Below are 26,554 nucleotides of genomic sequence, written 5' to 3' on the forward strand. Positions count from 1 at the left end.
TGCTTCACTCCTCACTTCAATCTACTTCGCGTCACGCCAATTTGCGCCGCGTCCTACTTCCGCCACGATCGGCACACTGAACTCACCCGCCGACTCCATCAGATCCTTCACCAGCGCTGAGACCTCATCGACCTCATGCTCCGGCACGTCGAAGAGCAGTTCGTCATGCACCTGCAGCGTCATGCGCGCGGCGAGTTTGCGCTTCGTCAGCTCGGCATCGATGCGAATCATCGCTACCTTGATGAGGTCCGCAGCGGTTCCCTGCAGCGGCGTGTTCACCGCTGTGCGCTCCGCAAAGCCACGCTGGTTCGGATTGCGCGATTGAATATCCGGGATCGGTCTGACACGTCCGAACGCCGTCTTCACCGCCTGCGTGCGGCGCACTTCTTCAAGTGTGCGCTCGATGAACGCAGCCACACCCTGATAACGCTCGAAGTACTTCGCGATGTACTCGCGCGCAATCTTCTGATCGATGCCCAACTGCGCCGCCAGGCCGAACGGCGAGATGCCGTACACGATGCCGAAGTTCACGGCTTTGGCTCGCGCACGCGTCTCCTTGTCCATCGTCTCGGGGTCGACCTCGAAGACCTCCGCAGCCGTGAGCGTGTGAATGTCCTTGCCGGTCTTGTACGCGTCCAGCAGCAGCGGGTCCTGCGAAAAGTGCGCCATCAGGCGCAGCTCGATCTGCGAGTAGTCCACCGCAAGCAACACATTACCTGGCGCAGCCACAAACGCTGCGCGAATCTCACGCCCCACCGCCGTGCGAATCGGAATATTCTGCAGGTTCGGGTTCGTTGAACTCAAGCGGCCCGTCGCCGTGCCCACCTGGTTGAAGGTCGTATGAATGCGGGCATCGGCGTCCGCCAGCAACGGCAGCTGGTCGAGGTACGTCGACTTCAGCTTCTGCAACTGGCGATGTTCCAACACGAGCGACGGCACTTCATGATGTTGCGCGAGGTCTTCGAGGATGTCCTGCGCCGTCGAAACGACCTTGCCCTTGCCGTACTTCATCGGCTTCGGCAGGTCCATCTTGTTGAAGAGCACATCGCCCAGCTGCTTCGGCGAGTTGATGTTGAAGCGATGCCCTGAGCTCGCATAGATGCGCTCGGCAAGATCATCGATCGTGACGCCAAGCCGCGTGCCCATTTCGCCCAGCACGCCGAGATCAACACGCACGCCCACCTGCTCCATGCGCAGCAGCACAGGCACGAGTGGACGATCGATCTGCTCGTACACCTCTGTCAGCGTCGACGCTTCTGAAAGCTTTACAGAGTCGCTGCTCGAGGCCTGCAACATCTCAAGCGTCATCGCACCGCCAAGCTCAGGCTTGTCCTCGGCGATCACATGCTCGACAACGCCCTCCTGCATCTGCTTGCCCAGCACCAACGCCAGTTTCGATACCGCGCTCGCGGCCTCCGCAAGACGCAACGGATCACTCGGGTTGTCCTTCGCAGGCTGATGCGTCAGCGCGCGGCTCGTCGAGCGCGCAGCGATGTCCACCAGCGTGTGCGACCCATGCGTCGGGTTGAGCAGATAGCTCTCGAGCATCACGTCCGTCACGTGCCCGCGCAGCGTAACGCCATGCGGCTCCAACGCGCGCAGCACAGCCTTCAAATCATGCACGCGCTTTGGCAGCGACTCATCCTCGAGCACTGCACGCGCAAGCTCCAGTGGTACTTCGATCGCCAGCGCATCCGTTGCCGCCAGCCCGAGCTTGCAGGCAACGTCCTTCACCACTTCTTCGGCGACAGGCGCCGGCTCTTCCACGGCAAACAAGTCCATCGTCGCAGGCGCTTCAGGCTCAGCTTCAACGACCTCATCGCCTTCGGCCTGCACCTCTTCGCTCACGCTTTGCGCGGTCTCGGCAAGCGCGATCGAAAGGCCGCCCGCCTCACGCGCAGCCTCAACCATTGTCTGCAACGTCGCAGCGTCGGCAGGAACTTCATACTTCGTCACAACCGCCTCGACATCCGGCGCGAGGTCCTTCAGCAGTGTGGTGAACTCCAGCTCCGAGAACAACTGGCGACACGCATTCGCATCGACCGGCTGCGTCTTCATCGCATCGAGTGCCAACTCAATCGGCACGGAGGTGTGAATCGTGACGAGCTCCTTCGACAACAGAATGTTCTCGCGATTATTCGCCAGCGACTCACGATACGTCTTGCGCTTCACCGAGTCAGGATCGTTCACCGCCGCATCCATTGCGGCTTCCACCGTGCCGAACTGCTGAATCAGATCGACCGACCCCTTGTCGCCGATACCCGGCGCGCCCGGCACGTTGTCGATCGCATCGCCACGCAGCGCCATCACATCGATCACGCGCTCCGGACGCACGCCCAGCGCCTTCTCCACGCCATCGGAGTCCAGGATCAGGTTGTCCTTCATCGGATTCAGAATCGATACATGCTCATTCACGAGCTGCATCATGTCCTTGTCCGAAGACACAACGTACACCTGGTGTCCCATCGCCGCGTACTGGCACGAGAGCGTGCCGATAACATCGTCAGCTTCGAAGCCCTCGTAGTACACGATGGGAATACGGAACGCCTCCAGCGCGCGCCGAATGTAGGGCTGCTGCTGAATGAGGTCCGGCGGAGTCTCCGCGCGGTTCGCCTTATAGCCGCCGTACTCCACCTCTTCAAACTGCTGCGTCTTGATGTTGAACTTCTTCACCGCCTTCATCTGGTCGGCGAGTTCATGACGATGCACCGGCTTACCCACGTCATACACGGCGGCCATGTACTCCGGCTTAAAGTCCGCACGCAGCTTGTTGATCATGTTCACGAAGACATACGTCGCCGCCGTGGGAATGCCAGTGCGCGTCGACATCGGGCGCGAACGCTGCATCGCGTGGTACGCGCGGAAGATGAACGCCATCGTGTCGAGCAGATAAATCGGCGGTTTTTGATTGTTTTCAGGCATAGGTCGCTCTTGAAGTTTAGATGCACGCAGGAAACATGCGTGGTTAGAGCAGCAACATGCAATCGCCGTAGCTGAAGAAGCGATAGTCCGTGGCTACCGCGTGTTCATACGCGGCCAAGACACGTTCGCGCCCGGCGAACGCGCTCACCAGCATGATGAGCGTGGACTGCGGCAGATGAAAGTTGGTCAGCAGACCCTGCACCAGCTTGAACTCGACGCCGGGTGAAAGAAACAGCGCGGTCTCGCCAGAATGCGGCGCGATCGCGCGGCCTTCATAGACACGCGCTACATGCTCCAGCGTGCGCGTGGTCGTAGTGCCCACAGCCACGATGCGGCGGCCTTCGGTACGTGCACGCTCGATCGCAGCGGCGGTTTCCGCAGAGATCGTGTACGGCTCGGCATGCAGGCGAATCTCGTCAACACGCTCAACGCGCACCGGCTGAAAGGTTCCCAGCCCCACATGCAGCGTGATCGTCGCAAGCTCAACGCCGCGCGCGCGCAACGCAGCAAGCACCTCGTCGGTGAAGTGCAAACCCGCTGTGGGCGCGGCGGCGGAGCCACGCGTGGCAGCGTTAGATACCACCGTCTGATAGCGCTCACGATCTTCATCCGTGTTCGGCTCTGATTTGTCGCGATGAATGTACGGTGGCAGCGGAAGATGTCCGATGCGCTCGAGCGCTGCGTAGAAATCTTCATTCGCCGCGAAGCGCAACGTGCGCTCACCAAACTCACCTTCGCCAATCACCTCTGCCTGCAGCACGCTCTCGCCTTGCGCGTCGCGGAAGTGCAAACGCTCGCCCACGGGGACTTTCTTCGCGGGCTTCACCAGAGCGCTCCACTCGCCCTCGCCAGCCAGCTTCGCAGTGAGCAACACCTCAACGTGGCCCGTCGGAGCCTGCGCGCTCTTCTGTGTACGCAGGCCTTCGCGTGTCGCAAACAATCGCGCAGGAATCACACGGGAGTTGTTCATCACCAGCAGATCACCTGGCTGCAGCATCTCTGGCAGGTCACAAAACATGCGGTCCTGCCATGCACCTTCCACGCGCGGTAAAAACAACATGCGACTCGATCCGCGCACCTCTGGCGGACGCTGCGCAATCGACGACTCGGGCAGCTCGAAATCAAAATCACGCACGAGCATCATCGGCCCACCTCCGTCATCGCTACTGCATCGTCCATGCGCCGTTGCACTTGCTGCAACAACTCTTCCGCGCTCGCGCTTTCCGTTACGCTGAGGTGCTGCGGCCACGAAAACGTAATGCGCGCGAACGGCTTGGGCACCATGAAGCGGTCCCACGAACGCATCGACCAAGCACGGTCAGGCTGCGCGTGAAAGCAACCGATCCACGGCGCGCTCGTCAGCTTCGCGAGCTGCACCGGCCCGGCTTTCGCGACGCGTGCGGGGCCTTTGGGGCCGTCCGCAGTGAAGGCACAGATGCGACCTTCCGCGTACGCATCGGCCATCGCTTTCAGACCGCCTACGCCGCCACGCGAACTCGATCCGCGCACGGCGACAAAGCCAAGCTGCTCGACGACACGCGCGATCAACTCACCGTCGAACGACTGCGAAATCAGGATCGCAATCCCCTGCCCTCGAAAGCGGTACGCGCACGCGAGCAACGAGCAGTGCCAGAACGCAAAGACGCTCGGCCCGCCGATCGTGTGGCCCACTGGCGTCTGCGGCGCGTTCACATCGCGCACGCGCCACGTCATGCCGAGCAGACGCACAAAAGCAGCGACGAGTGGAGGCACCAGGGCCAACATCCATCGCTGCTTGGTCGAGTACGTACGCACAGGCAACAGTCTATCGCCCCTGCGCGGTTTAGCTGTACTTCAGCCAGCGCAGAATCTCCGGCAGGTTCGGCTTCTTGCCATACATCAGGATGCCCACGCGATAGATGCGGCTCGCGAGCCACAACACGATCGCGATCGTCACCACGAGGCCAGCAATCGAAGCAGCGATCGCCGTGCCTCCAGGCTTGCCGACGATGACACGCGTGTACATGATCAGCGGCGTCGTGAAGGGGAAGAACGATGCGAACTTCGCCACCGGACCATCAGGAGCCGTGATCACGTTGAAGATGATGAAGGACGAACAGATCAACGGAAGCATCAGGAATATCTGCATCTGTTGCAACTCCTGCTCGGAGTTGTTCATTGCGCCCAGCGCTGCAGCAAGCGACGAATAGAGCAGGTAGCCCAGCAGGAAGAAGACCACGAACAGCGCAGCCTGCGGCGCGCTCGGGAGGATATGCAGGTCCAGCGCCATCGTCTGGAACTTCACAATCACCACCGCAACCGCGATCCAGATGCCCACCTGCGTGAGGCCAACCGCCCCCACGCCGAGCACCTTGCCCGCAAGCATCTCGTCCGGCTTGATCGACGCGAGCATCACCTCGAAGACGCGCGAGGTCTTCTCTTCGATGATCGAGCGGGCGACGTTCATGCCGTAGAACAGAATGATGAAGTACATGAGGAAGTACATGCCCCATGCGCTTGCCACTGCGGCACCCGCACGGCCATCGCCGTCCTTGCCGTTGTCGAGCTTCACCGGCGCCAGCAGTCCGTCTACCTGCACCTCCGACATGCCCGCAGCCAGCAGTTTGGCGCGCACCAGACCACCGCGCGCAGCATCGGAAACGCGACCACGCGTGATCACATCAGACTGCACGCGCGGCACCCATTGAAACGTCGGCCGAGCCGTAGGATCGGCCGCAGGCGTCACTACGAGATAGCCGTCCAAGTCCGAGCCCTTCTGCTTCAACTCCGCGTCGAGTTTCGTGCGCACGGTCGTGTCCGCCAGCGGATAGACATCGACCTTTGGCGCGGCGCCAAAGCTCTTGCTCTCGTTCAGCTCACTCTGCACGTTCGCTGCGAACTTCGCATCATCGGTGATGATCGCTACATGCTGCGCCGAGTGTTGGTTCTTATTCACCAGCACCAGGCCACCGATCACGCCCGCCATCAGCGCGGGGATCAGCACCGTCATCACCACAAAGCTCTTCGCGCGCACACGCTCCAGATATTCGCGCTTCGCCACCAGCCAGATGTTACGCATCGATCTTGCCTCCCGCCTCGACAAACTCCGGCGTGTTCTTCACCGTCTCGATGAAGATCTCCTCAAGCGTCGGCTCCATCACTTCAAAGCGCGTGAAGTTCGTTCCCTTCCCCACGGCGTAGGCCAGCAGCGACTGCGCTGCGTCCGGCGAGGTCACCACGATCTCCGCAATCCCCGCATAGTTCTTTGCTTCCACGATCGACTCGTGGCGCAGGAAAGAATCATCGCCTGTAAACACCGCCTGCACGCGATTGCGCGGATAGCGGGACTTCACCTCGCGCATCGTGCCGCCGAGTACAAGCTTCGAGCGGTAGATGATCGCGATCGAGTCGCACAGCTTCTCCACCTGGTCCATGCGATGCGTCGAGAACAACACAGCCTTACCCTCGGCGCGCAGCTGCACCAGCGTGTCCATCAGCAAGCCAGCGTTCACCGGGTCCAGGCCCGAGAACGGCTCGTCCATGATGACGAGTTCAGGATCATGCAGCAGCGCCGCGATGAACTGAATCTTCTGTTGCATACCCTTTGAAAGCTCTTCCACCTTCTTCGGAATTGCCTCGGTGATCTCCATGCGTTCGCACCATGAGAGCGCCCGCTTCTCTGCCTCAGCGGCAGAGAGACCATGCAGTTCGCCCATGAAGATGAGTTGCTCGATGCACTTCATCTTCTTGTACAGGCCGCGCTCTTCCGGAAGATAGCCGACACGCTTCAGCGCGTCGCGCGTGAAGGGTTGGCCGAAGAGCTTCACCGTGCCGCTGTCAGGCACCGTCATGCCGATCATCATGCGGATCGAGCTCGTTTTTCCGGAGCCATTCGGGCCCAGCAAACCGAACATCGTGCCCGGCTCGATCGAGAGCGAAAGGCCATCGACCGCTACCTTCCGGTCATAAATTTTGCGGATTTTTTCGAGTTCAACAATAGCCATGGATTCTTCCAGTGTACGCCGACCTAAATCGAAGAAAAGCGATAGTTTGGCGATCAAAATCGGTCTCGATGTGTTTTGCTTATGACAGCTGAGTTCTGAGAGAAACCATGCAAAGGAAGTTGAACCACATTGAATGGTGCAGCCCAAACAGAACATCCGCTGGAGCTTGAAAGTCTCCGCCTGAATGCACTCTATCGGACGGAACTGCTCGACACCGAGCCCGAGCCGGAGTTCAACGAACTGGTGGAGATCGCCGCGGCCATCTGCGGCGCTCGCATCGGTGCCATCTCTCTCATCGACGAGCGGCGCCAATGGATGAAAGCCACCTTCGGCACCGACATCGACGAGACGCCACGCTCCATCGCCTTCTGCGCGCACACCATTCAGCAGGACGACGTCTTCGACATCCCCAACGCGCTCAACGATAAGCGCTTCGCCGAAAACCCGCTCGTCACCGGCGACTTCCACCTGCGCTTCTACGCCGGCTTCCCGATCTCCAGCCCCGACGGCTTCCACGTAGGCAGCCTGTGCGTCATCGACCAGGAGCCTCGCGTGCTGACCGAGACGCAGAAGCATGCGTTGCGCACGCTCGCGCGCCAGGTCAACGCGCGCATCGAGCTCCGCATGCAACGCAAGCAGTTGGAGCGCGCCCTCGGGCAGGCAGAACAGGCCCAGACGATGCTCGAGCTCTTCGATCGCCGCTTTAAGGCGTTCATGGACGCAGCGCCGTTTCTCTCCTTCATCAAAGACTCCGAAGGCAAGCTCGTTTTCTATAACCGCTACTTCGCCGAGCACTTCAACATCGGCTCGGATGACTGGCTCGGCGTGCGCGGCCTGAAGAACGCAGACCCCGAGAGCGTCGCGCTCTTCTACGCTAACGATCAGGCCGTGCTGGCCTCAGGCGAGCCGCAGTCCTTCATCGAGCGCGGCCGCGAGTCCGATGGCACGATGCACTACTGGCGCTCGTATAAGTTCCCCTGCCTCGACGCGGACGGCAGCACGCTCATCGGCGTCATCTCGATGGACGTAACCGAGGACCTGCAAAAGAGCGAAGACCTGGCACGCTCGCATGAAGCATTGCGCGAGGCCAATCGTCGGCTCTCCAGCCTCGCTGCGACCGATCCGCTGACCGGCCTCGCCAATCGTCGCGTGCTGGACGCGCGGATCAACGAGGAGTTCAACCGCGCCCGCGATGAAGGCCGCCAACTCGCGGTGCTCATGCTCGACGTCGACCACTTCAAGGCCTGCAACGACACGCACGGCCACGAATACGGCGACGAAGTATTGCGGCAGATCGCGCACTGTCTCTCCACGACCGTACGCAGCCACGATCTTGCGGCGCGCTATGGCGGCGAAGAATTCTGTGTGTTGCTGCCGGATTGCGATGAAGAGCAGGCGCTACAGATGTGCTCCCGCATCTCACACTGCCTGGACCAGCAGAAGTGGGCGCATGGCTGCATCACCGTCAGCATCGGCGCGGCAGCACTCGAGCCCGCAACGCCGAATCCGCAGCGCCTCGTAGTGCTCGCCGACGAAGCACTCTACGCAGCAAAACGCGCGGGACGAAACCGTGCCGTGGGTTATCGCGCGTTCTACGACGAAATGGTCGCCAGGCTGCAGCAGCAAGTTCCGAACTAGCCGCTTACTTCGCCTTATGCGCTGGCGTTGCCGCCGCGCAGTCAACGCGAAGCGGGCGCGCGCAACTCTGACTCTCCAACGTGCAGGCGCGCGCCTTCTGCTTCAACTCGCTGCCGACGAAACGCGCATAGAGGCATTTACGCTGGTCCGTGCCGTCATCGTTGGGTAGCGCGATCGACCTCTGCATCCATTCGTCCGCGAGCTTCGGCTCATGCACATGCGCATACGCCCAACCGAGGTTCCAGGTATCGATCGGGTCCTTCGGGGCCAGTTCCGCCGCGCGCTTGAGATACGGAATTCCCTGCGGCCACAGCCCCTGGATGTCGTACATCGTCCCCGTGTTGCCAATGATCTCGTGCGAGTTCGGAAAGTGTTTATCCAGCACGGCGAGCAGCTTCAGCCCACCTTGCGCATCGCCCGAAGCCCCAAGCTGCGCGGTATAACGCAGCCAGTCCGGCAGATACTCCGGCTCGGGTAGCTTGTTCAGCGTATCCTCAAGCGCCGCAGCCATCTCCGCATATCGTCCAGATAGCCCCAGCAGAAACAGCCGCCCCTTATGCAGCGTCAGGTCTTTCGGCTCGAGCGCGATGCCTTTGTTCAAATGCACAAGCGCGACATTCACAGCCTCGGGCTTGAAGCCGTCTCCCAGCGTTCCGCCGCCGACATCATTGCCTTTCAACTGCACGGCTTTCCCTTCGGCGAGCGCGAGATTCGCAAGGCACTTTTCTGCTTCAACCTGCTGTGCGTGCGTGCCGCTACTCTCCCAGCCCAGGCAAAGCTTTTTCGCCGCAGCGGTCTGCTTCTTGTCGGAGAGCTCATGCCATTGCTTCGCCTCGGGCGTCAGCGCGTCGCCCTGCGCGAACGCGATGCCAGCAGCGAAGGAGCACCACGTCACCGCCCCGAGAAGTCTGTAACGAAAACCCATGAACGTAGCCTATGCGATTTCCAACGGCGATCAAAGCCGCGCAAAAAGAAAACGAGCGCATGGCCGAAGCCCTGCGCTCGTTGAAATGCTTGTGAAATCGAAGTTACTCAGCCGACTGATCGCCACCCTGCTCTTCGAGCTGCTTCTGCAGATCAGCAAGACGCTTCGCCTTGATCTCTTCGCGCTTCTCAGCCTTTGCGGTGAGTTCCTTCTCGGCATCGAGCAGCTCGATGAAGGCGATCTCGCCTGCGTCACCCTTACGGATGCCGCCCTTGACGATGCGCGAGTAGCCACCGTTGCGCTCAGCGTAACGCGGAGCCACGGTCGTGAACAGACGGTCTACCGCATCAGCGGTCATGAGGTAAGACAGGGCCTGACGACGTGCGTGAACGCTGCCGTTCTTACCGAGGGTGATCATCTTCTCAACCAGGGGGCGCGAAGCCTTTGCCTTGGTGAGGGTCGTCTCCACGCGATCATGCAGGATGATGGAGGTGACGAGGTTGCGCAGAAGCGCACGACGATGGGAAGTATTACGACCGAGCTTGAATCCGCCCTTACGATGACGCATGGTGATTTCTCCTTCGACTCAGCTTGTGCTGTCAGTCGGCAATCGGTGGTGGTGCGAGGGTCCAGGGCTCAGGGCCCGGGGTCCAGAAAACACAACTTAGAGTTTGGAGATCAGCGAATACAACATTTTGCTGACCTGCTCTGCCAGAGCTCCGACTTCTTCGCGAAGCTCTGAAGAGCCAAACCCGAGCTCAGTTGCTATGAGCAATTGCGTTTGCACTTCTAGTGTTGAGCCACGAGCAATGGAAAGAAACTGCTTGTAATCCTTCCGTGTCCCGCGGCCGTAGCCTTCTGCAATGTTGCTCGGTATCGATACCCCGGCCCGTCGTATCTGGCTGGTAAGTCCGAACCGCTCCTCCACTGGAAACTCTGCTGTGCAACGGTAGATCGCAAGTGCTAATTCCACTGCGCGTTGCCAGACCAGCAAATCCTTGTAGGAAGAAACCATTCCGTCCTGCTCAACGGGAGATGGTGCAGCGGCCACTGTGCAAGCTGACCGCCTTCGTACTCTGGGCCCTGGGCCCTAAGCCCTGGACCCTGTGAAACTAGAAGTTCTCCGGCTCAGAGACCGCGAAGTCATCTTCATCTTCGTCTTCTTCGTCATCGAACGCGCCATAGCTGGCCGCGAGCGTTGCCGCAGGAAGTACCGAGGTCGGGCCCGGGACCGGGTTGCCGTTCTCGTCGATCTTCATGCCCAGCGAGAGACCCATCTGAGCAAGGATTTCCTTGATCTCGTTCAGGCTCTTGCGGCCGAAGTTCTTGGTCTTCAGCATTTCTGCTTCAGTCTTCTGGATCAGCTCACCGATGGTGGAGATGTTCGCGTTCTTCAGGCAGTTGTAGCTGCGCACCGAAAGCTCAAGCTCTTCCACCGAACGGTTCAGGTTCTCGTTGCGAACCGCGGGACCGTCGATACCATCGTGACCACCCTGCTCCATCTCTTCTTCGAAGTTGATGAAGATGGTCATGTGGTCCTTGAGCAGCTTGGCCGAGAGACCGAGCGCGTCAGCCGGAAGCACCGTGCCGTTCGTCCAGATCTCGAGCGTCAGCTTGTCGTAGTCGGTGATCTGACCGAGACGCGCTGCTTCGACCAGGTAGTTCACCTTGCGAACCGGCGAGTGCACCGAGTCCACGGGGATGAAGCCGATACCGAGGTCCGAATCAAAGTTCTTGTCGGCCGAAACGTAGCCGCGGCCACGCTTCAAGCGCATTTCCATGTCGATGCGGCCGCCTTCCGAAACCGTGCAGATGTACACGTTCGGATCGAGGATCTCGACATCGTTGTCAGCCTCGATCATGCCCGAGGTGATAACGCCAGCCTGATCGGCGTGGATGTAGAGGGCCTTGGGGCCTTCGCCGTTGAGCTTGAAGGGAATCTGCTTCAGGTTCAGGATGATGTCGGTCGCGTCTTCAACAACGCCAGCAATCGCCTGGAACTCGTGCAGCACACCCTCGATACGGACAGCCGTGACAGCCGCGCCTTCGATGGACGAAAGCAGCGTGCGGCGCAGAGCGTTGCCGACCGTGGTGCCGAAACCGCGTTCAAACGGCTGGGCGGAAAACTTGCCATAGTTGGCGGTCAGGGTCTCCTGATCAACAGCAAGACGCTTGGGCTTCTGAAAACCTCTCCAAAGCATGGTGGTTCCTTTCTTCCTGCCTCCGCGAAGCATTCTGCGAGGGTTCAGGGGTGAAACTCAGGTTCAGGGCCCAAGTTCAGGGCCCAGAAAAACTTACTCGAGGAGGACTTAGAACCCGAGCGCAGAAAGGCTTGCCTTCTGAGCCCCGGGCCCTAAGCCCTGTCCCCTATTACTTGCTGTACAGTTCGACGATCTGCTGTTCGTTGACCGGCAGCTGGATGTCTTCGCGCTTCGGCAGCGATACGATCTTGCCCGACAGGCCATCGGCCGCGAACTCGATCCAGGTCACCTTGTTCTGGCCGGCGAGGAACTCGCGCGACGAACCAAGGATCGCCATTTCCTTCGACTTCTCACGAACGGAAATGACATCGCCTACCTTGCACTGGTAGCTCGGAATGTTTACCTTCTTACCGTTCACCAGCACGTGGCCGTGACGAACAACCTGACGAGCCTGGCGGCGCGAGATCGCGAAACCGAGGCGGTAGGTCACGTTGTCGAGACGGGTCTCGAGCTGCTGGAGCAGCAAGTCGCCGGTAACGCCGTGACGGGTCGAAGCCTTCTCGTAGTACGCACGGAACTGCGTCTCGAGCGTGAAGTAGATGCGCTTGGCCTTCTGCTTCTCACGAAGCTGCAGACCGTAGCCGACAACCTTCTTCACCTTCTTGGACTGACCATGCTGTCCCGGGGGGAAGTTACGCTTCTCTACCGGGCACTTCTCGGTAAAGCACTTCGGTCCCTTGAGGAACAACTTCACGCCATCGCGGCGGCACATACGGCAAACGGGGCCTGTATAACGAGCCATTGTCTTTTCTCTCCAATTACTTCTGTGGTCGATCGTTTTACGGGCTGGCTTGCCCTTCGTCACGATCCAAAAACTAGGGTCCAGGGCTTAGGGCCCAGGGTCCAGAAAACAGATCAAGGCCAGCACCCAGAGCTCAGCAGCTTACGCTTTCTGAACCCTGGGCCCTGGACCCTGACCCCTGACTTATACGCGGCGGCGCTTCGGCGGACGGCAGCCGTTGTGCGGCATCGGCGTGACGTCGCGGATCGAGCGAACCTCGATGCCCGCAGCAGCCAGTGCACGGATTGCCGACTCACGACCCGAACCCGGGCCAGCGACGCGAACGTCCACCGAACGCAGACCGTGGTCACGAGCAGCGTTGGCAGCATTCACTGCAGCCTGCTGTGCCGCGAACGGCGTGCCCTTACGCGAGCCGCGGAAGCCGAGCGAACCCGAGCTCTTCCACGACAGCGTGTTGCCCTGCTGGTCGGTGATCGTCACGATCGTGTTGTTGAACGAAGCCTGGATGAATACCAGACCGTACGGAACATTTTTCCGCTCGCGCTTCTTAAACTTCTTGCCCTTGCCAGCCTTAGCGCCGGCACTCTTCTGCTGTGTCTTTGCCATGGCTTACTTGGTCACTTTCTTCTTACCGGCAACGGTGCCCTTACGCGGGCCCTTGCGGGTACGAGCGTTGGTGTGGGTGCGCTGACCGCGAACCGGCAGGTTGCGGCGGTGGCGGATACCACGGAACGACTGGATTTCCATCAAGCGCTTGATGTTGAGCGAGATTTCCTTGCGGAGATCGCCCTCGATGCCGCCTTCCTGTTCGATGACAGAGCGGATCTTGTTGAGCTGATCTTCGTCCAGCGTGTTCATCTTCGCGATCGGGTCAATGCCGGCCTTGGCGAGAATCGTCAAAGCGCGGGGAGCACCGATGCCATAGATGTACTGGAGGGCAATGCGAGCCTGCTTATTGGGGGGCAGGTCGACGCCGGCAATACGTGCCATGGGGAGCCTTTCGGTTGGGGCTCGGAGGATCTACGCCTCGTGAGCGGGGTTACTGGTATCGCGGCTGATATCGGCTGCAAGCACTTCGCTTGAAACTTCTATCTCCTCCGGGTTCATCGCACTCCTTGACTGCGGAGAACTCGCCCGGTGGGGCCACGTGTCGTGCCGGGGATTTAACCCTGGCGCTGCTTGTGCTTGGCGTTCTCGCAGATGACGCGAACGACACCCTTGCGGTGAATCACCTTGCACTTGTCGCAGATCGGCTTTACAGACGCACGGACCTTCATGATTCCTCTTCCTTACGGTGAAGCTGTTCTGGGTTGACCGAACGTTTACTTGTAGCGGTAAACGATACGGCCGCGGCTCAGGTCGTACGGGCTTAGCTCGATAGCTACGCGATCGCCGGTGAGAATGCGGATGAAGTTCTTACGCATGCGCCCTGATACGTGCGCAAGAACCTGATGCTTGTTCTCGAGCTCGACCTTGAACAACGCGTTCGGCAAGATGTCGACCACCGTTGCCATTACCTCAATTGCATCTTCCTTCGACAAACGCTCTCCTCTGACCGGGCATTGGGCCTGGTCAATTTCGTGCCAGTACTACCTGTTTCGTGGGCTTCTGTGGCTCCTGCAACCGGCAGTCGGTCGCATAGAGACGGTGGAAGGTTCACGCACCATCTCCAAGTCTACCCCAACTGTGGATATTTTCCAAAGATCCTTCCCTCTTTTTCTTGCGCGAGGCGTATTATTCGTTTCCCCGAAGCGGCTTTGCACTATTTGTAGTGCTAACCTGCGCTCATGCAGACCATCCGCCGAGCTTTACTGCTGCTTCTGGGCCTCTTTGCGCCCGTTTTTCTGCCGCTGGCCCACGCCGTGAAGGTCCACACCGTCGCCCTGGGCGCTGCAAAACGTGTACCGTACACGCCGCCCGAAGCGACCCCGGACACGAAGGGCGAGGACTCCACCAGCCTCAAGGTTCGTCCGCTCATCGTCGACGGCAAGGTCCGCGAGTGGACGGTCGGCGACATGCACGAGATCACCGACCGCACCTTCGTCATTCGCCGCGTTCTGCACGTGAACGACGCGCTGCCGGGCGAAGCTCCCCGATGGGTCTGGCAGCCGGGGCCCTGGCTCTCGGTGGACCGCGTCAGCGCACGGGTCTCCGCGCTGCATCTGCCGGACTTTGACCCGCAGGTCTCCGAAATCATCTGGTATCGAGACTTCGCCGCCTATTGCGGCCTGCATCTGACCGCAAAGTCGAGCACGCTGCAGGCTGTAGTGATTGAACTCGGCTCCCGTCGCCCGGCCGTCTCGCAAAAGCTGAGCTTCTGGCCGCCGGAGCCGATCCCTCACCCGGCCTGCGCCGCCACCACCTGGCAACGCCTGCCGATGCGCGCCACCTTTCACCCGACGGGCCTGAAAGACGTCACAATCTCCATCAGCGGCCTCACCGCTTTGATCGAAGACAACGACAACTCGGACGAATAAAGCTCTTACCTCACTTCAGAGGCTTTCGACGTTACTAACTTGGCACCGACAACATCAGGTGTTCCACAGGTCGTTACTGTTGACGAAGTAGTATCGTGGACGAAGCGCAGTTGTCCCCGGGCGTGCTAGACACATCCGCCACCTCCCCCGCGCGAAAGAACGAAAGGACATCCATACCGAATTATGTGGAAACCGAATCAGCCCGGCACGACGCCCGCAACTCCTGAACCCCAGCGCCCCGCTCCCTCCGTTTCCGGTGGAGCGCCCAGCTTCGAGCCGGCACGTCCGACCGCTCCTACCTCCTCGCCCGTCTCGGCTGCTGCCGGCGACCAGGCAACGATCGGCAAGAGCCTCATCGTGAAGGGTGAGCTCTCGGGCTCGGAGTCGCTCTACATCGACGGTAAGGTCGAGGGCGCGATCAACCTGCCCGGCAACCGCGTGACCATCGGCCGCAACGGCCAGGTGGCTGCAAACATCTCGGCTCGCGAGATCGTCGTACTCGGCAAGGTGCGTGGCAACTGCCAGGCAGCTGACCGTATCGACATCCGCGCTGAAGGCTCGCTGACCGGCGACGTCATCGCAGCCCGCATCTCCATCGAAGACGGTGCCTTCTTCAAGGGTGGCATCGACATCCGCAAGCCGGGTGCCGGCGACGCACCGAAGACTCCGGAGAATTCGCCGGAAGCTGCAGGCTAGGTACGAGGGTCCAGGGCTTAGGGCCCAGGGTCCAGAAAACAGCAACGGCCTCTCCTTCGGGAGAGGCCGTTGCCTTTCGCCTGGACAATGTTCCGCAAAGACTCAGAGCGCTTCAGAGCTTCCTGCGCTATTGAGCCTGAGCCTGGCCCCTAAGCCCTGGGCCCTGGACCCTCGTCTTACTCTGGCACGCTCACGCGCAACGCTCGCTTCAGCTCGTTGATGCGGTTGAAGTGGTATTGGAAGTACGTCACGCCGAAGAAGAACGTCATCACGCCGCCAAGTCGCAACCCGATCGGCTCTGCCTCGTTGAAATGCTTCAGCAACTCCGAGCGGAACATGAAGCGCGTCAGCAGGAACAGCACAAACGCGATCACCTGCAGGAAGCGATGCGGATCAGCGTCGATGCCCGTGCCATACACGTTGTGGTGCACGCTATGGAAGATCGACGGCAGACGCAGGCAGAAGATCACCGCGTTCGCCAGGTAGAGATAGATCGAGATGCTCGTGCGGTCGATGCGGCGCAGCCAACCTGACTGCACGATGCCCCACACCACGGTGAACAAGCCCAGCGTGAACATCGAGCCAAGCAGCACGACCCACCACGGCAGGTCCGGAGGATCAGGAAAAAGCCGTGGCAGCCCACCGGGGTACGCCGTCGGCGGCACCTGTCCGGTCAGTGGCGCGGGCGGAAAGAGTTCAGCAACCGGCAGCCAGTCTTCCGTGCCTTCGGCCTGTGCCAGGTCCGTCGGCAAAATGTTTCCGCTGGCCATATAGCGGCGTACATCCTCTTCGGTGTAAGGCCCGAAGATCTGCCCGTTGCGTGCAATGCGAAAGTTCATCGTCGTGGCCCTCCTGTCTTCATCTTGCAGTACGCAGCGCTATCCCGCGCAGTTCCCTTGCAGCGTTCACTACTCTTCGAGCGCGGCCGCTTTCAGCTTTGCGATATCAAACTTGATCATCTGCATCATCGCGGCCATGGCCTTGGGATGCTGGATGACCTCTCCTACGTTTTCCGGCACGATCTGCCAGCACAACCCAAAGTGATCAGTGATCCAACCACAGGCCATCGGCTTTCCGCCTGCGGCTTCAAGCTTGTCCCAGTAGTAGTCGATCTCCTCCTGCGTCGCGCATTGCACGGTGAACGAAATTGCTGGCGTGATCGCATAGGCTGGCCCGCCGTTGAGCATCGTGATCTGCTGGCCCTCAAGCTCAATCACCACGGTCGCGATCTTGCCCTCAGGCCACGGCCCGACGCCCATCGAGCGTAACTCGCTGAGCTTTTTCGCATGAGGAAAGAGCTGCAGGTAGAACTCCGCAGCTTCTCCCGCGTTGTCGTTGAACCAGAGAAATGGAGTGACCTTGTTCATAGCGGTTCGTATGCGCATACTAACAAAGTGGTGGCACCATCCTCCCGGAGGTTTGCCGTATGCGCGCGTTTCTTCGTGCCATGACACTTTCTCTACTCATGCTTGCCGTGTGCGCTGGGCTCTGGGCGCATCATCTTCGCGTGCAGCATCAGGCCCGCGCCTTCGAACTGCTGAAGAGCCAGGACCTCTTTGCCATCGGTGGCATCGGCATCGCAGGCATCGAAAGCGGCGGTGAGCGCTCGCTGCGCTACGTGCTGAGTGAGCCAAAGAAGCAGGCTATCGCAGACCTCGAACGTCTCTACGCAGAATCCGAGACGCTTGAGGGCAAGGCCTACGCGCTTGCGGGCTTACACACACTCGCGCCACAACGCTTCGAAGCGCTTGCAGCCCAAGCGCCGCATGGGATGCTCCAGACCGCGCGTGGCTGCATCGTTCAACCTCTCAGCTTCGACAATCTCCTTCAGGAGATTCGCTCGGGCGTCGATGATACGAGGCCGCAGAGCTGGACGATGCTCTAGTCCTCCAGCGCGATCAGCAACCCCTCGCCTGCCTCAAGCGTTACATCGCCCTCCACCTCGGCACCCGCACCATCGAGCAGCGTCGTCACCAGCACCTTGCCCTTCGCGCATTGCACCGTTGCGATCTCGCTGCCGAGGTTGAGCAGCACCTGGAAGTCAGTGCTCTCGCCATCGACCGGCGTGGTGCGCTTGTAGCGCAACACCGAACCTTCAGCGCGCACATCGCTCAGACCGCCCACATGCAACGTGTCATACGTGCGGCGATAGTGCAGCAGCGTGCGATACAGCGTGAAGATCGACTTCGGATCACGCGACAACACCGCCGCATTCTTCGTCTCGTACTCGCGCTCTATCGGCAGCCACGGCTTCACGTCGGGGAACGTAAAGCCCGCATTCTCCGCAGGCACCCACAGCATCGGCGCGCGCTCCGGATCGCGTCCCGCTGCAGGATCATTCTTCGCTGCAGGGTCCTTCACCTGCGCGGGCGTTATCGGCACATCCTCCATGCCGAGCTCATCGCCGTAATACAGCGTCGGTGTGCCGCGCAGCGTCAGCAGCAGCATCGCAGCGGCACGCGCCTGCTGCTTGCCGATGCGCGTGGCCAGGCGCTTCTGATCATGATTGCCCAGCACATAGTTCGGCCACGCGCCCTGCGGCAGCACGCGCTCATACTCGTTGATCACGTCCGCGATCGCCGAAGCCTCCCAACGCGTTTGAATCAGATGAAAGTTGAACGGCAGATTCGCACCGCTCAACTGCGGCAGCGCGTCTTGCTTCGCATCCTCAGAGGACGCGCCGTAATAACTCACCAACTCAGGCAGCGGCAAATAGATTTCGCCGATCAACACACGGTTCGATACACCACGCACGTTCGGCTCATCGGGCTTCAGCGCATCGCCATAGCTGTCCAGCAGTTTGCGCATCTCGGCGACGATCTCATGCGTCTCCGGCTGGTTCGCCGTAGCCGTGCGCAGCAGCGAGTTAGGGTCCTGCGGGTTCTGCTGATCGTTTCGGAAGAACTCATCCTTGGTCAGCAGCCACAACACGTCCATGCGGAAGCCATCGACGCCGCGATCCAGCCAGAACTTCATCGCGTCATACATCGCTAGGCGCACCGCAGGATTACGCCAGTTCAGGTCCGGCTGCTGCCGCAGAAACGAGTGCAGATAAAACTGCTCCGTCCGATCATCCCACGCCCACGCCGAGCCGCCGAAGTGCGACTGCCAGTTGTTTGGCAAACGTTCTGCTGCGGGCTTCCAATCATCACCCGCGGGTGGAGCATCGTGCCACACATACCAATCGCGCTTCGCGCTGTCTCGCGACGAGCGCGACTCCAGAAACCACGCATGAAGATCCGAAGTATGGTTCGGCACAAAGTCGAGCACCACGCGCAGACCGCGCTTGTGCGCTTCAGCTAACAGCTCATCGAAATCCGCCAACGTGCCGAAGAGCGGATCCACATCGGTGTAGTCCGCAACGTCGTAGCCGAAGTCCGCCATCGGCGATGGATAGAACGGCGAAATCCAGATCGCGTCCACGCCAAGCGAGCGGAAGTAGTCGAGTCGCGCGATGATGCCGCGCAGGTCGCCAACGCCGTCACCGTCGGTATCTTGAAACGAGCGCGGATACACCTGGTAGACCACACCGGTCTGCCACCATTGCGTGGGCTTGAAGTTCGAGTCTGCCATACGTTTTCGATGCTCCCACGCGCAGCACCGATGCAGCAAGCGCGTAGCATCAAATCAGCCATGAACGTTGCCTTGACCGCCGCCTCTCTCGATGAACTCCTGCTCGAAGCCGAACGCGCGCACGGCCACCTGTGCGCGGGCCAGGTGCTCGGCGTGCGCATGGCGATGCTCGCGCTGCGTGAACTTGGCGTCGGCGATCCTCGTCAGCGTCATCTCGCCGATGGCGGGCTGAACCCTGATCGCAAACGCCTCGTGGTCTTCGTCGAGATCGATCGCTGCGCTACAGACGCGATCGGCGTCGTCACCGCGGCGCGCGTTGGCAAGCGCGCCTTGAAGCTGCGCGACTGGGGCAAGATGGCAGCGACGTTCGTCGACCTCAACGCCTCGCTAGGCAGCGACGAATACAAAGGCCTGCGTGTTGTCGCCAAAGAAAGCTCGAAGGCGCGCGCCAAAGAGCTTTACCCCTCGCTTGAGAAAAACGTGCAGCAGATGACGGCTTACCGTGAGATGCCCGATGACGAACTCTTTGCCACCGAGTGGGTGCGTGTGCCGCTACCGCCGAGCGAGTTCCCAGGCTACAAAGGCGAGCGCGTCCTCTGCCCACAATGCGGTGAAGGCGTAAACTTCGATCGCTTCATCGAGCGCGATGGCGTGCGACTTTGCTTCTCCTGCGCCGACACATCGTTGCGTTATTATCAGCCTCTCTAAAGACGAAGGCCGCTCTCCTCGAGCGGCCTTCGTGCGTTTGCGCCTCGCTTACCAGCGATGGCCGTAGTAACGCGGCGGGGGCGGCGGTGCGTAGTGGCGATAGCCATACGGGCCATAGTGATATCCGTAGCCATAGCCGTAGTAGGCAGGCGGAGGCGGTACAGGCGCGAAGTAGCGCGGCCCGCCCACATGCACACCAAAGAAGACACGCTGCGCTTCGGCCTTCGGAGTAGCTACGGCGAACATCGCTGCAGCCAGCGCGCCTGCACCCAGCACGCGCTTCAGGTTGGTCTTCGTGGCAAGCTTCTGAATCATGTTCGTCATCTCACTACCTCCTGCGAGGATGGCTGCTTGAGCCATCGTGCATTCAAGTAAACGCACCTTACAGCGAAGAGTTGCGCGAAGTTTTGCACTGCTCCTCTCTGCCGAATTCGCAATGCGACAATAGCCTTCGTGAACTCCTCTGCGCCACCGCCGCTTGAAGCAGCAACGCCACCTGCGTTGCCCGGCTTCGAGGTGCGCACGTACGACCTGCACGAGCACCTCGACGGCCCATGCACCTATGCGGAGTATCGCCGCGCCATGCTCGACATGGGCAAAGCCAACAAGCTCACGCGCGCGTTCAAGCCGTTCGTCGCGCTGGTGGCGGAGGTCATCACGCGCACCGGCGTTGGCACGCGACCGCTTCATGTCGTCGATCTTGGTTGCGGACAAGGCGACCTGCTGCGCCCGTTACGCCGATGGGCCGCGCCGCTCAGTGTGCCGCTACGACTTACAGGTATCGACCTGCATCCGTACGCGATGCGCCTTGCACAAGAACTCGATGAGCAGGCGCACGTACCGCAGCAGACATTTCACTGGCTTACTGCAGATGCGCTTACAACCACGCTTGATGTCGACGTCATCACCTGCTCGCTGATGGCGCATCATCTGCGCGATAAAGACGTCGTTCGCCTGCTGCAACGCTGCGATGAAGCGCGAGAAGCGTGGATGATCAGCGATCTTCGACGCTCCGAGCGCGCCGCGAAGATCTTCGTGCTGCTGGCACGCGTTTTTCGTTGGCATCGCTTCGTGCTTGAGGATGGGGATATCTCGTTTCGTCGCGCGTTCTCGCTCGACGAGTGGCGAGCACTTGTGGCGCAGGCCAACGTACGTGCAGAAGTGATCGATGCAGGCGGCGGCCGCGTGCTGGTCCGCAGCAGACGTCAGCGCGAGAACGTGTAACGCATGCCCGCGCGCACGAGTCGCGGCGAAGCCAGAGTCAACGTCGGTGTGCGCCCCGCTTCAATCGTGCGATCGAGCAAATTCTGCGCCCCCGCATACATCGACAGGCCTCGCCACAAAGAGCGATCAGCCTCTGCATCCACGCGAGCATACGGATGCAACACCAGCGTGTTCAACGCATCATCGAACTGCTTGCCTTGATAGCTCGCCGTCACATGCAGGTTCGCCAGCTTCGCGTTGCGCGCGTTCACCGTACCCACAAACGCGTTGCGCGCGACCTCGGGAATCCACTTCCCCAACAGGTTCGGCTGCGCGGTGGAGTCTGTGCGGAACGCGGTCACTGTCGCCGCAGCGAATTGATAGCTCACACTCGCATCGACACCATGCTTCGTCGCGCTCTGCGCTTCGAGCATCAGTCCGCGCGAGCGAATCTGCCCGAGGTTCTGTCGTTGCAGCGTCTGCGAGGTGGTGGTCTGCGAAAGCAACACCGCGAAGACAGGCCGATTCACTTCGGTCCAGAAGAACGTCGAACGCACACGGCCGTAGCGGGCATGCGCGTACTCACCGCCTGCTTCAATCCCTGTTGCGCGCTCTGCGAGCAAGCTATTGTTGGCCAGCGTCAATTGCTGCCCCACCTGTCCGGTGCGATAAAGCTCGTTGAAAGTCGGCCCACGAAACGCGCGGAACGCCGCTGCGCTGAGCGAAAAGTTCTTGCCCCACTTGCGCACCACACCCAGTCGAGGACTCGCCACCAACTCGCTGATCTGCGACAAAGCTGTCGCCGCGCTCACACCCGTCACGCTGCGCGCGTTGAAGGTGCGAAAGCTGTCCACGCGCACCGATGCGGACACCGACCACTGCTTCGGCTGCCAGATGCCATCAGCGTACCCGCCCATCACGCGCTGCCGTGCGCTGATCGCGGTCGTCATACCTTGCACGCCAACCGATACAGGCGTCTCCGCATCCGTCGCGCGTACGTCGCGAACATCAAACCCCAGCGACGCAAACAGGCTCTGCGCAAACGCGTGAGACGCCTGCGCCACAAGGCCCAATTCATTCAGCGGCACACGCTGCAGCTTGGTGAGCGCTTCTGAATTGCGATCGCTCGCGATGCTCGAAAAGCTCTGCCGATACGCCTCGCGCGAACCATAGAGACGCAACGCCGCGGTCGATTGCGCCTGCTGCCAATCACCACCTGCGGCATAGCGCCACAAGCGCGTGCCGTTCGTTTGCGCAGGCGTGCCGTTACCGCGCGCTTCGTTCAGCATGTTGCCACGCAGGAAGAGGCTCGTGTGCGTGAGCGCGGCGGATCGCAGTTCCGTGCGCGCAGCTTCACTCACTACGTTCGATTGCGAATCGATGCGACCACGCAGCCACGGGGCCGTCGGCACATAGCCGCCGGTCGACAACACACTCAGCGCACCAAGTGCCGACAGTGTTTGCGATCCGCCGCTCAACAGCAAGTCTCCAAGACCCGTTGACTGCTGCGCGCCGCCAGCGTTCATCTCCATGACGAGCCCAGGCGCAGCCACGCGTGGAACGACATCAATCGCCCCTGCAATCGCCGACGAGCCATAGAGCGTGCTGCTCGCGCCACGCACGACGTCCACCTCTCGCACCGCGAGTGCAGGCACTTCATTCCAATGCACCCACCCACCGAACGGATCCGTCAGCGGCACCTGATCGCTCACCACCAGCGTGCGACTCGCTGCTGTAGAGCCAAGCCCGCGCAGACTCACGCCGGCGGAAGTAGGGTTCGCTGTCCACGAACTCGTGCGACGAAAAAGCTGAAAGCCCGCGACCGCATGCAGCGCATCATCGAGCGTCAGGCCCGGCGCCTGCTGCAACTGCGATGGCGTCAGCACCGCCACGCTGCTGGCTTCGTCCGATACATTCGCAAGTCCACGATCCGTTGCGGTCACTGTCACCGTTTGCTGTACGACGGGCTGCGTTGTCTGCGCGCGAAGGCCTGTAGCTGCGAGCAAAGTCATCGTGGCAACGCGGAACTTCATCAATCAACATCTCCTGCGCGGAAACAAACGGTGCGCTCAAAGTAAACGGCGTGCTCAAAGTAAACGGCGCTCGAAGATTCGAGCGCCGCGCTGTTTGTTTGGATGCAAGCTTTACGCTTTGCGTGCCGCTTCCATCGCCGAGCCCACACGCAGCATCGTCGCTTCATTGAAGGGCTTCGCCAGCACCTGTACGCCGATCGGTAAACCCGCCGACGTGTAGCCCGCAGGCACGCTCATGCCGCAGATGCCCGCCAGCGACGCGGCCACCGAGTAAATGTCCTCGAGGTACATCTTCAGCGGATCATCGGTCTTCTCGCCGAGCCTGAACGGCGGCGTCGGCGTCACAGGGCACACGATCGCATCGACCTTCGCAAACGCAGCGAGGAAGTCCTTCGCGAGCAGCATACGAACCTGCTGCGCCTTGCGATAGTACGCGTCGTAATAGCCCGACGAGAGCGCATATGTGCCCAGCACGATGCGACGCTTCACCTCAGCGCCGAAGCCCTCATCACGCGAGTGCTGATACATCGCCGAAAGCGTATTGCCATCCGTCGTACGATGGCCGAAACGCACGCCATCGAAGCGCGAAAGATTCGAGCTCGCCTCGGCGGTCGCAATCACGTAGTAGGTCGGCACCGCGTACTTCGTGTGCGGCAGCGAGACCTTCTCAATCGTGCATCCGGCAGCGCGTAGATCATCAAGCGACTTCTCGATCGAGGCGCGAATCTCAGGGTCAAGACCTTCGCCGAAGTACTCTTCCGGTACGCCGATCTTCAGCCCTGCAACAGGCTTCGCAAGCTCTGCGACGTAATCCGCCACCGGCTGCTCAGAGCTCGTCGCGTCCCTGGCATCCTGCCCGGCAAGCACGCCGAGCATCGTCGCCGCATCGGCGACCGAACGCGTGAACGGACCCACACGATCCAGCGAAGACGCAAACGCGATCAAGCCGAAGCGCGACACGCGACCGTACGTCGGCAGCACGCCCACGACATCGCAGAACGCCGCAGGCTGACGGATCGAGCCGCCGGTGTCGGTACCCAACGAAGCCACGCAAAGCCCCGCAGCCACAGCCGCAGCCGAGCCACCCGACGACCCACCAGGCACGCGGTCGAGCGCCTTCGGGTTCTTCACCGGGCCGTACGCGGAGTTCTCGTTCGACGAGCCCATCGCGAACTCGTCGCAGTTGAGCTTGCCGAGCAGCACAGCGCCCGCAGCTTCCAGCTTCTGCACCGTCGTCGCATCGTAGGGCGGGTGGTAGCCCTTCAAAATCTTCGAGCCAGCGGTCGAAGGCGCGCCGATCATCGTCAGCACGTCCTTGATGCCGATCGGCACACCCGCCAGCGGGCCGAGCGGATTGCCCGCCTTGGCCGCAGCGTCGATCTTCTCCGCCTGCGCGAGCGCGCGCTCCTTCGTCAGCGCCAGGTAGCTGTTGATGCCATCGTTCTCGCGCACGTCCAGCGCGGCGATGCGCTCATAATGCTGCTCCGCCAGTGCGCTTGCTGACACGGTGCCAGCAACAACACGCTCGCGTGCAACGCCGAGCGAAAGAGTTTCCAGTTCGTTATGCGGTCCGTTCATCTTCTCGCTTATCTCTCAATGACCTTCGGCACTTTGAAGAAGCGGCCATCGGTCTCCGGCGCCTCTGCCATCACGGCGGCACGGTCCACCGACGGGCGAACCTCATCCACACGCAGCGTCTCACCATGCGCGGCGGGCGTCAGGCCCAGCGCTTCGCTGGCCTGCGCCATCGGCGCAATGCCCGTGGTGTCCAACTCGTTCAACTCGGCGATGTAGCCAAGAATCGCGTTGAGGTCGCGCGCCATGCGCGGCAACTCTTCCGCCGTCAGCTCGACATTCGCCAGCGCGGCCACATGCCGCACTTCGTCGATCGAGACAGCGCTGTTTGAAGTTTCACTCATCTGTTCGTTTCCTTGTCCGCGTTCCATTGCCCCGCCCTCTCAGCGAGCCATGCGGGCCTTTGCAAAGTGTATCCCGTCAAGCCGCACCTTCGCGACGCGCGCCAGTTCGCTCACGATCGAGGATCGCCGGTCCATGAAGACACTGAACCACTCCTCGGAGTCCACCGTGACGTGCACCACGTGCTCCGCGTCGAGGTGCGAGACGCTGCCGTGCGCGGCCAGCGCAGCCCCGCACACAACCTGCCACGCTGCGGCGAGGCGGTCTTCGTCCCCCAACTCGGACAGACTGCGTCCCAGCGAGCTCTTCAGCACATCGCGCATTCGCTGCATTAGCGCACCGCTTCCACTTGACGCACGGCGTCGATCGCCTGCGACACCAGGATCTGCGGCATCACGTGCGCGGGGTTCTCACCAAACTCGAAGCCAAGATGCAGGTAGCCGCCGCTACCGTCGGCAGGCTGTACATTCGCCACGCGCGGCCCACGCGCGCCCCAGCGATGCTCCGCGGTGGGGCCGTTCAGCGAGACCGTCGGCGCACCCGCGACGGCGGCCAGATGCATCACGCCGGTGTTCACGCTCACCACGGCGCGGCAACGCTTCAGCACGCGCGTCAACGTACGAAACCCATCGGGGCTCACGAAGCTCTGCGTGCGGATTCCCGCCGCGTTCATCGCCGCGACAAAAGGCTCGGAGCGCTCGCGATCGCCTGGGCCGCCGGTGATGAGGAAGAGAGTCTCCGGGCGCGCAATCGCCTTCGCCAGCGCGATCCAATTTGCGTCATCCCACTCGCGCAGGTGCGAGTTCTGCCCGGAAGCCCAGAGGTGGAACGCAATCAGATCCGGCTCCTCGGCGAACGGCATGGGGCCGCTCTCGTCCAGCAACAACGCGGGTTCATGGTGATGGAACGGCGCAGAGACCAGCCCGCAACCTTCGACCAGCGCACGAAAGTTCTTGATCTCGTGACGATCATTGCGATGCTCTGCCGTGCGGTCATATCCGCGGCTGCGGCGCATCCCCTTCGTGGCAAAGCCCGCAATGTACTTCGCGCCCGACATCAGCGAATAAAACGCCGTCAGCCGCTGCCAGCTCGAGAAATCCACCAGCGCATCGAAGCGCTGCGCTCGCAGCTTCGGGATCGTGCCCTTCGGGTCCGTCAGGCTGATCAGCAAACGCTCGTCCGCACCGGGGATGATCTCCGCCGCGGCAAGATTCTGCTTCATGCAGATGTGGGTGATGTGCGCCTGCGGATACGCCGCGCGAAGGTCCTGGAGTGCCGCGGAAAACAACAGCGTGTCACCGAGTGCAGGCGAGCACATCACGCCCAGACGCAGGATTTGCGTCGGAGGCTTGCGGCGGCGACGAAAGGTCGCGAGTAGGTTGAGCACCGGTGTGCCGACCCAAAAGTCGAGCACACGGTTCATGCGACTGCCACGCTTCATCTTGTAATTTTATCGGCTACTTTTTCTCGGCTACT

At 61.1% G+C, this 26,554-nt stretch carries 29 protein-coding genes; 6 read left to right on the plus strand and 23 right to left on the minus strand.

From position 1 onward, the window contains the following. Window positions 1-21: 21 nt before the first annotated feature. Genes polA through OHL11_RS13305 form a run of 5 tightly spaced genes read right to left on the minus strand, consistent with a single transcriptional unit; the run spans window position 22 to window position 6,905 of the window. On the minus strand, window positions 22-2,922 hold the full coding sequence (polA, locus tag OHL11_RS13285) for a DNA polymerase I (RefSeq protein WP_263371982.1): 2,901 nt from the start codon (window positions 2,920-2,922) through the stop codon (window positions 22-24). Between the two features lie 43 nt (window positions 2,923-2,965). Next, entirely contained in the window at window positions 2,966-4,063 is a 1,098-nt protein-coding gene (gene queA, locus OHL11_RS13290) for a tRNA preQ1(34) S-adenosylmethionine ribosyltransferase-isomerase QueA (protein ID WP_263372080.1), read from the minus strand. Next, the gene (locus OHL11_RS13295; RefSeq protein WP_263372081.1) at window positions 4,063-4,716 is read right to left on the minus strand and encodes a lysophospholipid acyltransferase family protein; all 654 of its coding nucleotides are present in this window, start codon (window positions 4,714-4,716) and stop codon (window positions 4,063-4,065) included. Before OHL11_RS13295 ends, queA begins: the two co-directional genes overlap by 1 nt. Window positions 4,717-4,744: 28 nt before the next feature. After that, window positions 4,745-5,980 (minus strand): ABC transporter permease, encoded by a 1,236-nt coding sequence (locus OHL11_RS13300; RefSeq protein ID WP_263371983.1) that lies wholly within the window; start codon window positions 5,978-5,980, stop codon window positions 4,745-4,747. Then, on the minus strand, window positions 5,973-6,905 hold the full coding sequence (locus tag OHL11_RS13305) for an ABC transporter ATP-binding protein (protein WP_263371984.1): 933 nt from the start codon (window positions 6,903-6,905) through the stop codon (window positions 5,973-5,975). The genes OHL11_RS13300 and OHL11_RS13305 overlap by 8 nt, the downstream gene beginning before the upstream one ends. A 129-nt stretch (window positions 6,906-7,034) precedes the next feature. On the opposite strand from OHL11_RS13305, the gene OHL11_RS13310 reads away from it, so the two are divergent. Then, the gene (locus OHL11_RS13310; RefSeq protein ID WP_263371985.1) at window positions 7,035-8,543 is read left to right on the plus strand and encodes a GGDEF domain-containing protein; all 1,509 of its coding nucleotides are present in this window, start codon (window positions 7,035-7,037) and stop codon (window positions 8,541-8,543) included. 4 nt (window positions 8,544-8,547) lie between these two features. Here the strand turns inward: OHL11_RS13310 and OHL11_RS13315 are convergent, their stop codons facing one another. From OHL11_RS13315 to infA, 9 genes are all read right to left on the minus strand, one after another. Continuing rightward, a complete protein-coding gene (locus OHL11_RS13315; RefSeq protein WP_263371986.1) occupies window positions 8,548-9,468 on the minus strand; it encodes a tetratricopeptide repeat protein in 921 nt (306 codons plus the stop codon). A 103-nt stretch (window positions 9,469-9,571) separates the two neighbouring features. Beyond that, window positions 9,572-10,036 (minus strand): 50S ribosomal protein L17, encoded by a 465-nt coding sequence (rplQ, locus tag OHL11_RS13320; RefSeq protein WP_263371987.1) that lies wholly within the window; start codon window positions 10,034-10,036, stop codon window positions 9,572-9,574. 96 nt (window positions 10,037-10,132) lie between these two features. Beyond that, window positions 10,133-10,519: a four helix bundle protein gene (locus OHL11_RS13325; RefSeq protein ID WP_263371988.1), complete on the minus strand. Its 387-nt coding sequence runs from the start codon at window positions 10,517-10,519 to the stop codon at window positions 10,133-10,135. Window positions 10,520-10,580: 61 nt separating this feature from the next. Next, complete coding sequence (locus OHL11_RS13330; protein ID WP_263371989.1) at window positions 10,581-11,669, minus strand: DNA-directed RNA polymerase subunit alpha; 1,089 nt, start codon at window positions 11,667-11,669, stop codon at window positions 10,581-10,583. A gap of 169 nt (window positions 11,670-11,838) precedes the next feature. Continuing rightward, window positions 11,839-12,471 carry a 30S ribosomal protein S4 gene (gene rpsD, locus OHL11_RS13335; protein WP_263371990.1) on the minus strand — a complete coding sequence of 211 codons (633 nt, stop codon included), beginning with the start codon at window positions 12,469-12,471 and terminating at the stop codon, window positions 11,839-11,841. 183 nt (window positions 12,472-12,654) lie between these two features. Beyond that, window positions 12,655-13,077, minus strand: a complete 423-nt coding sequence (gene rpsK / locus OHL11_RS13340) for a 30S ribosomal protein S11 (protein ID WP_263371991.1) — start codon at window positions 13,075-13,077, stop codon at window positions 12,655-12,657. 3 nt (window positions 13,078-13,080) lie between these two features. Further along, window positions 13,081-13,461, minus strand: coding sequence for a 30S ribosomal protein S13 (gene rpsM, locus OHL11_RS13345; RefSeq protein ID WP_263371992.1), 381 nt, complete (start codon window positions 13,459-13,461; stop codon window positions 13,081-13,083). Between the two features lie 173 nt (window positions 13,462-13,634). Then, window positions 13,635-13,748: a 50S ribosomal protein L36 gene (gene rpmJ / locus OHL11_RS13350; RefSeq protein ID WP_182276027.1), complete on the minus strand. Its 114-nt coding sequence runs from the start codon at window positions 13,746-13,748 to the stop codon at window positions 13,635-13,637. A gap of 45 nt (window positions 13,749-13,793) precedes the next feature. Beyond that, on the minus strand, window positions 13,794-14,012 hold the full coding sequence (gene infA / locus OHL11_RS13355; protein ID WP_263371993.1) for a translation initiation factor IF-1: 219 nt from the start codon (window positions 14,010-14,012) through the stop codon (window positions 13,794-13,796). Window positions 14,013-14,258: 246 nt separating this feature from the next. On the opposite strand from infA, the gene OHL11_RS13360 reads away from it, so the two are divergent. Both OHL11_RS13360 and OHL11_RS13365 read left to right on the plus strand, forming a co-directional pair. Further along, window positions 14,259-14,948, plus strand: coding sequence for a hypothetical protein (locus OHL11_RS13360; protein WP_263371994.1), 690 nt, complete (start codon window positions 14,259-14,261; stop codon window positions 14,946-14,948). Between the two features lie 183 nt (window positions 14,949-15,131). Next, window positions 15,132-15,644, plus strand: coding sequence for a bactofilin family protein (locus tag OHL11_RS13365; protein ID WP_263371995.1), 513 nt, complete (start codon window positions 15,132-15,134; stop codon window positions 15,642-15,644). Window positions 15,645-15,820: 176 nt separating this feature from the next. Here the strand turns inward: OHL11_RS13365 and OHL11_RS13370 are convergent, their stop codons facing one another. Beyond that, window positions 15,821-16,483 carry a DUF4339 domain-containing protein gene (locus OHL11_RS13370; protein WP_263371996.1) on the minus strand — a complete coding sequence of 221 codons (663 nt, stop codon included), beginning with the start codon at window positions 16,481-16,483 and terminating at the stop codon, window positions 15,821-15,823. Between the two features lie 69 nt (window positions 16,484-16,552). Beyond that, entirely contained in the window at window positions 16,553-17,011 is a 459-nt protein-coding gene (locus OHL11_RS13375; protein ID WP_263371997.1) for a VOC family protein, read from the minus strand. 59 nt (window positions 17,012-17,070) lie between these two features. Between OHL11_RS13375 and OHL11_RS13380 the strand changes: the two genes are divergently transcribed. After that, entirely contained in the window at window positions 17,071-17,529 is a 459-nt protein-coding gene (locus tag OHL11_RS13380; protein ID WP_263371998.1) for a hypothetical protein, read from the plus strand. On the opposite strand, the gene OHL11_RS13385 is transcribed toward OHL11_RS13380, so the two are convergent. After that, window positions 17,526-19,217 carry an alpha-amylase family glycosyl hydrolase gene (locus OHL11_RS13385; RefSeq protein ID WP_263371999.1) on the minus strand — a complete coding sequence of 564 codons (1,692 nt, stop codon included), beginning with the start codon at window positions 19,215-19,217 and terminating at the stop codon, window positions 17,526-17,528. The two genes, OHL11_RS13380 and OHL11_RS13385, sit on opposite strands and share 4 nt — an antisense overlap. 60 nt (window positions 19,218-19,277) lie before the next feature. Here OHL11_RS13385 and OHL11_RS13390 point away from each other — a divergent pair, with 60 nt between their 5' ends. Beyond that, entirely contained in the window at window positions 19,278-19,925 is a 648-nt protein-coding gene (locus OHL11_RS13390) for an FmdE family protein (RefSeq protein WP_263372000.1), read from the plus strand. Between the two features lie 48 nt (window positions 19,926-19,973). Here the strand turns inward: OHL11_RS13390 and OHL11_RS13395 are convergent, their stop codons facing one another. Next, the gene (locus OHL11_RS13395; RefSeq protein WP_263372001.1) at window positions 19,974-20,249 is read right to left on the minus strand and encodes a hypothetical protein; all 276 of its coding nucleotides are present in this window, start codon (window positions 20,247-20,249) and stop codon (window positions 19,974-19,976) included. Window positions 20,250-20,378: 129 nt separating this feature from the next. Here OHL11_RS13395 and OHL11_RS13400 point away from each other — a divergent pair, with 129 nt between their 5' ends. After that, a complete protein-coding gene (locus OHL11_RS13400) occupies window positions 20,379-21,149 on the plus strand; it encodes a methyltransferase domain-containing protein (RefSeq protein ID WP_263372002.1) in 771 nt (256 codons plus the stop codon). On the opposite strand, the gene OHL11_RS13405 is transcribed toward OHL11_RS13400, so the two are convergent. From OHL11_RS13405 to OHL11_RS13425, 5 genes are all read right to left on the minus strand, one after another. Next, entirely contained in the window at window positions 21,131-23,161 is a 2,031-nt protein-coding gene (locus OHL11_RS13405; RefSeq protein ID WP_263372003.1) for a TonB-dependent receptor, read from the minus strand. The two genes, OHL11_RS13400 and OHL11_RS13405, sit on opposite strands and share 19 nt — an antisense overlap. A gap of 111 nt (window positions 23,162-23,272) precedes the next feature. Continuing rightward, on the minus strand, window positions 23,273-24,739 hold the full coding sequence (gatA, locus tag OHL11_RS13410) for an Asp-tRNA(Asn)/Glu-tRNA(Gln) amidotransferase subunit GatA (RefSeq protein WP_263372004.1): 1,467 nt from the start codon (window positions 24,737-24,739) through the stop codon (window positions 23,273-23,275). A gap of 8 nt (window positions 24,740-24,747) precedes the next feature. Further along, entirely contained in the window at window positions 24,748-25,080 is a 333-nt protein-coding gene (gatC, locus tag OHL11_RS13415) for an Asp-tRNA(Asn)/Glu-tRNA(Gln) amidotransferase subunit GatC (protein WP_263372005.1), read from the minus strand. 39 nt (window positions 25,081-25,119) lie between these two features. Further along, window positions 25,120-25,410, minus strand: coding sequence for a DciA family protein (locus OHL11_RS13420; protein ID WP_263372006.1), 291 nt, complete (start codon window positions 25,408-25,410; stop codon window positions 25,120-25,122). Then, entirely contained in the window at window positions 25,410-26,519 is a 1,110-nt protein-coding gene (locus OHL11_RS13425; protein WP_263372007.1) for a glycosyltransferase family 9 protein, read from the minus strand. The genes OHL11_RS13420 and OHL11_RS13425 overlap by 1 nt, the downstream gene beginning before the upstream one ends. Window positions 26,520-26,554 lie beyond the last annotated feature (35 nt).

Origin of the sequence: Granulicella cerasi (assembly GCF_025685575.1) — a bacterium.
GTDB lineage: Bacteria > Acidobacteriota > Terriglobia > Terriglobales > Acidobacteriaceae > Granulicella > Granulicella cerasi.